Raw genomic sequence first — 3,192 nt, forward strand, 5'->3', positions numbered from 1 at the left:
GCGGCCAGATATTTTCTTCACCGGAAAAGCGGGGCGCCAGCGAAGGCGCCCCAGTTTGCCCAGGTGAGGTACGCAACACACGCAACATAGCGGCGCCGGAGCGCCGTCAACCGTTGACCGCGGCCGGGACTTCCGGGTCGCCCGCGGCGCTATCAGGCACTTCCGTCCAGTCCGGCTTGGCATGAGCCGCCACGCGGTCTGCACCGATCCAACGGCCGCCCTTGAAGCGGTGCAGCCAATCCGTGCCGAGCACACGATAACTACCGTTCGGGACAGCCGACTGCGCACTGTTGGCATGATCGTCCGGCACAGCGAATGTGCCGGTCTGGCGTGCTTCCGTCGGCAACGCGCCAGCAAAGTCTGCATGTACCGTGCGGACGGCGACATTGCGCGCCCGATCGTCAACCGCCTTGCGGTGCGCCTTGCCTTCCGGCGTTTTCAGAAACGCGGCCAGCTTGTCGTCGGCCTCCCGCTTTGCTTGCTGCGCAGCCAGATCCTTGGCGATCTGCTCCCGGTGGTCGACGATCGCCCCAACCACTGCGGTGTTGAGTTCGTCGCGGGTTGCGTCCGGCAGCAGCGGAACGTCGAGCAACGATGCCAGCTTGGCAAAATCGAGGTCCGCCAAACCGGCCACTGAAGCCTTAAGGTCGATATTTTCTGTGGTGATGATCTTGGAAATGTCGGTCTTCTCAGCCATTGGTGCGTCTCCGGGTGTTGATGATGGATCAGGCAGCGCGGCCGGTGCGCTTCTGCGCATTCGCGAGCCGGGTAATCAGGTCACGGCGCTTTTCCGTAACCTCGCGATAGCGCGGGTGCCGCTCATCCCGCATGATCTTGACGGTTTCCGCATCCTGCTCGAGCCGGTTCAATTCGGCGTTCAAGGCGTCGGGATGATCGCCGGCGAGGTTGTTGCCGCCGCCGTTGACATCGACGAGGTTGCCTTCGCCCATAGCAGCGCCGATTGCATGAAACAGCTTGACCATGCCAGGCGCGGACAGAACGCTGTCGAGCTGCGCACCGGTGATCTTATCGACCTCGAAATGCGCAAACGCGCGTTTCGCGAGTTCCTTGTTCTTATCGTAATTGTTGCCCCAGCTATCGCGAAGTGCCTGGTCGAGGCCGGCATTGGCTTCTGCGCCGGCATTGCGCAGATTGGTGATCTGCTGCTGCTCGTTGGTATGCAGCGCATTGACAATGGCGGTGAGCTGCGACGGTAGCACACGCGCCTCATGACCGGCCTTGACGAGGGCGTTGTAGCCCGCGTCATCGAACATCTCGCCATCCTTAAGCGTGGGCTTGGTGACGGCCGCGCCGTATTTCTCGGCGTTGTCGATCCATCCGAGCTCCGACCAACCCGACCATTCATTGAGCTTCGCCAGATCTGGTTTGGTGATGACGTTGCGGGAGCGAGCAGCCTCATCAGCGTGGCGAAGCGACGACAACGCGGTCTTGACGTCGGGATAATTTTTTCCTTCGAAGAACCTCTGCGTGTCCGGATCGAAAGCATACTGAGGATCGGCATAGAACGGACCCGTGTAGGCCTGCTCGCCGCCGCTCTGGCCGCCACCTTGTCCGCCGGATCCGCCACCAGTCCCTGCCGCCGCCCCGCTGCCGTCGCCAGCGCCAGCTCCGGCGGCGGCACCAGCCCCTGCGCCAGCACCGCTGCCCTGACCAGACGCGCCATCCGAGAACAAAAAACCGAAACGCTTCTTCATGGTCTCTCTCCCTTTCGTTCGACCTTGGTGAGTTCAAAAAGTTCTGCAGGATCGAGCTTCGCGAGCTTGACCAGCTCGATCGCAATCTGACGCCGCCCTTCGGCGACACCGGCAAGAAATGGATCGCTCTCGCGGATCGGTGACCACGCGCCCGCACGCAGCATGATGTCGGCAAACATCGATTTGTGGGTCTCGGCAAATTGCCGATACGACGTCACGATCAGCCAGCGCCGTTGCGCGTTCGGCCACATCGTTGCGAACCAGCGCGGCCAGTTCTCGAATTGAATTTGCGGCCGCTTCATCATGCCGCTCGCGTTTTAGCCAGTGTCGACGCCTGCTGCGCATGGGAGACGTTGGCGATGATTTCGGCTTGCTGTGCGGCCTGCGCGGTTTCGAGCTGCTGCTGTTGAGCTTGCGCGCGCGCCTGACGCTTCGCGGCAACGTCGCGTGGATCCAGCCGCACCGCCGGCACACCTGACATTGCATCGTGCAGCACGGCCGAGACGCCATCCTTGTCGATGTCGTCGGTCCATTCGGGATCCTGCGTCGCGCTCTGCAGGTCCACCTTGGTTTTCACCCAGCTCATGACGCCCTGGGCGACGGCCGCCTGCTGCGCCTTCGCGAACGGCGAGACGAATTCGATGGTGACGGATTGACCTGACTGCGCCAGCTCCGGCGGCGGCGGTGCGAGCCGCCCCATGCGCTGCAGCAGTGCAAAGCGGCGCGCAATGAACGATGCAAGACCGCGCTGGATGCGAACAAGATGCGGTGCGAGGATTTTCAGCTCGTCCGCGTTGTAGGCCAGAACTTCCTGCGCGGTCATCTGCGGCCGGTTGGCCATGACCTGGCTCAGGCCGAAATGGAACGCCTTGCGGATCTGATTGCGGAGATCCTGCTGCAACTGGAGCGGCAGCGCCATTTGCTTCGACCGCTCGAGGATCTGCGCGGGCGGCTTGTCGCGCAAAGCATCACCGTAGAGCACGCCGTTCGGCTGAATATCGGCGGCCGTGAGGACATCCTCGTCTTGCGCCCACCACATCGGTTCGGCATCGAACTGCGCGCCGATGATGACCGATCGCGCAATCTCATCATTGCCACGCATGTCCGCGAGTGCATTGTGGCCCGGGCCAGTCGCCCAGGCGCGACCCGATCGCTGCGACCATTCGATCTCGTGGACAGGAAACGACTGATAGAATTCCTGAACGCCAAAATCCTTCAGGTGCTCACAGACGTAGACCGTCGTGTAACGGAAAGAACGCGCGAACGGGCTGCCCGGTCGGTAATTGTCATTTGGGAAAACCGCGAGGATGAACGTATATGTCTGGCTGTCGTTAAAGCCCGACACGTCCGCACGCCCCTTAAAGCGGGTCTTGGCCTGATAGCCTTTCAACACGAATTTGCGGTGATACCGCTCTGTCATCCCCTGCGCATCGACGCATTTGTAGCTCTCGCCGATCGGCAGATTTTTAGCGATGAT

4 protein-coding genes are annotated in these 3,192 nt (G+C 61.8%); all 4 read right to left on the bottom strand.

What is annotated here, in order from left to right:
* Nucleotides 1-106 precede the first annotated feature (106 nt).
* Nucleotides 107-697, bottom strand: coding sequence for a hypothetical protein (locus HMPREF9697_RS19990; protein ID WP_002719087.1), 591 nt, complete (start codon nucleotides 695-697; stop codon nucleotides 107-109).
* Between the two features lie 28 nt (nucleotides 698-725).
* Nucleotides 726-1,715 carry a hypothetical protein gene (locus HMPREF9697_RS21380; RefSeq protein WP_002719088.1) on the bottom strand — a complete coding sequence of 330 codons (990 nt, stop codon included), beginning with the start codon at nucleotides 1,713-1,715 and terminating at the stop codon, nucleotides 726-728.
* On the bottom strand, nucleotides 1,712-2,017 hold the full coding sequence (locus HMPREF9697_RS20000; RefSeq protein ID WP_002719089.1) for a hypothetical protein: 306 nt from the start codon (nucleotides 2,015-2,017) through the stop codon (nucleotides 1,712-1,714). Before HMPREF9697_RS20000 ends, HMPREF9697_RS21380 begins: the two co-directional genes overlap by 4 nt.
* A partial coding sequence (locus HMPREF9697_RS20005; RefSeq protein WP_040308482.1) for a portal protein occupies nucleotides 2,017-3,192 on the bottom strand: 1,176 nt, incomplete at its 5' end. The genes HMPREF9697_RS20005 and HMPREF9697_RS20000, both read right to left, overlap by 1 nt.

The organism is Afipia felis ATCC 53690 (genome assembly GCF_000314735.2).
In the GTDB taxonomy this organism is placed as follows: Bacteria; Pseudomonadota; Alphaproteobacteria; order Rhizobiales; family Xanthobacteraceae; genus Afipia; species Afipia felis.